The organism is Streptomyces sp. AC558_RSS880, assembly GCF_019049255.1.
Classification (GTDB): domain Bacteria; phylum Actinomycetota; class Actinomycetes; order Streptomycetales; family Streptomycetaceae; genus Streptomyces.
The window spans coordinates 1-3,566 of record NZ_JAGMUJ010000208.1 but is presented as its reverse complement, the minus strand read 5'-3'; the positions used below and the strand labels follow the sequence as shown (position 1 = coordinate 3,566).

Genomic DNA, 3,566 nt, shown 5'->3' with positions numbered 1-3,566 from the left:
CACCACCCGCATCCACCCTCGGCAACCGCTCACCCGTCAACGCCAACACCAGGGCATCCAACGCCTTATTCGGTTCAGACATTCTCGAAATCCTTGAGCGATGGGGAAGATGGGCAGGGGACGCATTTCGGGGATCGTGGAGGAAGAGCCTGTAACGACTTTGGAAAGGAGCGGTGAAGCAGCGGGGCGCGAAACGATACGGTCCGGCTGGCGCCCGGAGCGCGCGGGGCCCGGGAAAACCGGCCGCGCCGTCCGCCACCGCCCGCTTGGTGACCGGCGCGCGGGCCGAGCGGCGCCCGGCGGCGGACTCGCGTGTCGTCCCGGTGCGGGGGAAACGTCGGCCGGCGGTGCCGGACGGGCAGCCCCCGGTCCGGATGCCCTCCCTCTCGGCCGGGCGTCCGAGGCTCCGCTCCCCGGTGCGCCCGACCGGCCACCAACCGGACCGCCGCGTAGCGCGAACGGTTAGGGGGCGGTCCGCGCGCCGTTCCCAGCCGCCGGGGCCCCGGCGGGCGTGGGTCCGGTGGCCGTCCGGCTCGCCGTCCTCACCGGAGGCCGCCGTCACCTCCGGTCCCGGCTGTACGGCCCGCCTCACGCTGTCCTTGCGACGGCAACGCGGCCGATGGGCGTCCGGTGTACCGCCGGCCGGGTGTGCAACGGCCACGGTAGGGGGCCGCCTGGAATCCCCGGCGGCACCAGTGCCCGGGAACGGGGCTGGGGAAGGCCGGCCCCGGTCTGTTTCCCGATAGCACCAGACGCTCGCTGGGCAGTCATCGTGACGGATCCCGCCTGTGAGACTGTGGCCCCGGTCCCCGGCCCTTGCTCCCCGGGCGGCGGCGGATTACCGGACCGTCAGGACGACGACGAGGGCCAACGCCCCGGGCATCGCCTGGGCGATCAGGATGCGGCGGTTCGCGGTGACACCGCCGTACGCTCCGGCGATCAGCACGCAGACGAGGAAGAAGACCTGGGCTCGGAAGCCCGTCGGCTCACCGGCGACCAGGCCCCAGACCAGTCCGGCGGCGAGGAAACCGTTGTAGAGGCCCTGGTTGGCGGCGAGCGGAGCGGTGGCCCGCGCCATCTCGGCGTCGAAGCCCGACAGCTCACGACCCGGCCGCTTCTCCCACAGGAACATCTCCAGCACCAAGAAGTACACATGTAACGCGGCCACCAGGCCCACCAGCGCATCCGCTGCTGTCTCCATCGCCCTCACCTTCTCCTCGAGCCCTCTGCCGGGCTGTCTCTTCGGAACCGTTCCGTTCGCGGCGCACCCCGCGCGGAAGGCCCCGGCGGGCGGGATGTCTCCCGCTGTTCTCCGGCTCGTCTCCGGCCCGGCCGCCTATGGGAAAACGCGCCTGGAGGTGGCGCGGTTCACCGGCCGGCGTCGCCGATGAAGACGGCGGGTGCCCCCGGGCCGTCCGGGCCGGCGACGACGGCCCCGCCGCCCGGCGGCCGGGGCCCGCGCGCCGGCCCGGAACGCCCAGGGGCCCGCGGCCGTCCGAAGGCCCGGGGTCGTGGCAGGGGCCCCGATCCGGCGGCGACCGTGACGGCGTGCCGGCCGTCCGGGCCGGTCGCTCACCGGCCCCGCTCCATCCGACGCCCTGTCAGGCACTCAAACGCTCCACAACGTGACAGCGCCCGTCGGCGGTCCGCTGTCCGAGACGCAATGTCGCAGGGTGAACCGTCACGCTGTTCCGGTCGTTCACAGGAGGGGAACGCCGATTCGAAGGTCATGGCGCGCTTCCCAGTGCGATCCTCCGCCGCGCCTTCCGGGAAAGCGTTTTCGAATCCATGATGTCCCGGCGTCTTTGCCGGTGCCGAATCACGAAGGAGTTCATTGTGTTGAATCGCCGCTCTCTTCTGCGGTCCAGTGGCGTGGTGGCAGCCGGTGCGCTCGGTGCCACCCCTTCTGCCTCGGCTGCCGAGGCCTCGTCCACGGCGTCCCATGGTCATCACTCGTCTGTTTCCGATCCGACCGCTGGTGTGACGCGCACCTTGCTTCAGGAGAACCCCTCGCCCGCCAAGGGCTGGAAGACCGTGCAGACACTCGTCGAGATTCCCCGGCGTAAGGAGTCGGGCCGCCACAGCCACCCGGGAGTGGAGGTCGGGTACATCGTCCGCGGTGACGTGTTGATGGAGTTCGACGATGGGACCACCATGCGGCTTCGCACTGGTGATCCCTTCTTCATTCCCTCTGGCACTATTCACAACGCCCGCAACGTCGGGAAGGTGACGACGATGATGCTGTCCACCTACGTCGTTGACGAGACTAAGCCTCTGGTGACCACCCACACCCATTGACCGAGCCTCTTTCCTCCTGCCTTCGAAGGGTGAGCGGGCTGGTCGGGCGGGTGGTGGCATGACAGGGCCCTCGGCCGTCCCCAGTTCCGGCGGTTGCTGCGACACCCCGGTCCGAGGGGTGCGACGGGCTTTGGGATCCGCCGGAACAGGAAGCCCCCAGGGCTGGGAATTCGGCCCGTGAGCGGGCCGCGTGCTTCCGGCTCGTGGAGCAGAAGCACCGTACCCGGGAAGCGGCCCGGCCTCGCGCCGGGCCGTACGGCGGTCGGGCCTTTGATCAGCGTCTGTGAGCCTCTTTCATCCTGTGGTGGAGGGTGAAAAGGGCTGGTCAACGGGTGTGGTGACGAGGCAGGGCCCCTCGTCGTCGGCGTGGTGATTCCACTCAGCACACCGGCGACCGAAGGGGCCCTGTTGGTTCCGTATCGGGCCATGCTCGACGTCCCGCATGAGCTCGTCGAGCATGTCTCCTGGCTGCTGTACGAGCACCGTCGGGCTCGCAACACCCGCCGGCGCAAGCTCGGCTGCTTCAAGCAGGCGCTGCTTACTTCCGTCCACCTGCGCAAGAACGAGACGTTCTCACAGCCCGGAGCCGGGTTCGGGATATCCCAGGCCACCGCCTGGCGGTACGTCGACGAGGCCTTGGACGTCTTGGCCGCCTGGGCGCCCGGCCTTCATGAAGCCCTCACCGGCCTCGGTGAGGGCCACCACGTCATCGTTGACGGCACTCCGGTCCCCATCGAGCGGATCCGCGCGGACGAGCCGTACTACTCGATGAAACACCGCAAGCACGGCATGAACGTACAGGTCATCGCCCGCCCCGACGGCACACCGCTGTGGTTCTCCCGCGCGACACCGGGTCGCACCCACGACCTGACCGCGGCCCGGGCCCACGGCATCGTGCAGGTCTGCCTCACCCGACAGATCCTTGTCCTGGCCGACCGCGCCTATCAGGGGGCCGACGCCACCGTCCGCACCCCGTACTACCTACCGTCACAGCGAACAGCCCGAGCACTACCAGCAGTTCAACCGCGACCACGCCCGCCTCAGGGCGCCCGGTGAACGAGCCTCCGCCCAACTCAAGTCCTGGCACATCATGCGCAGAGCACGCTGCTCGCCCCGACGCATCCAGCAGGTGCTGTGTGCCTTCACCTCGCCCAGGGCGGCTTCGCACAGGTTGTGCCAGAGGGTACTGGTGGGCCGTCAGCGAGGTACCTGCTGAGCAGGTCCTTTTCCAACGGCCCCCAGCCCGAACGACGCATGCGACTTTCGCC

2 protein-coding genes and 1 pseudogene are annotated in these 3,566 nt (G+C 69.7%); 2 read left to right on the top strand and 1 reads right to left on the bottom strand.

All coding sequences use genetic code 11. The features are described 5' to 3' along the window. Nucleotides 1-838: 838 nt before the first annotated feature. A complete protein-coding gene (locus tag KUM38_RS40945; protein ID WP_217137232.1) occupies nt 839-1,201 on the bottom strand; it encodes a DUF1304 domain-containing protein in 363 nt (120 codons plus the stop codon). 635 nt (nt 1,202-1,836) lie between these two features. Here KUM38_RS40945 and KUM38_RS40940 point away from each other — a divergent pair. Next, entirely contained in the window at nt 1,837-2,298 is a 462-nt protein-coding gene (locus tag KUM38_RS40940) for a cupin domain-containing protein (protein ID WP_217137231.1), read from the top strand. A 366-nt stretch (nt 2,299-2,664) separates the two neighbouring features. After that, nucleotides 2,665-3,514 (top strand): annotated as a pseudogene (locus KUM38_RS40935) (transposase family protein). The last annotated feature ends 52 nt before the right edge of the window (nt 3,515-3,566 follow it).

What these genes read in the sequence shown, in the direction of transcription:
- KUM38_RS40945 (WP_217137232.1), bottom strand. Translation starts at nt 1,201, where the DNA reads ATGGAGACAGCAGCGGATGCGCTGGTGGGCCTGGTGGCCGCGTTACAT.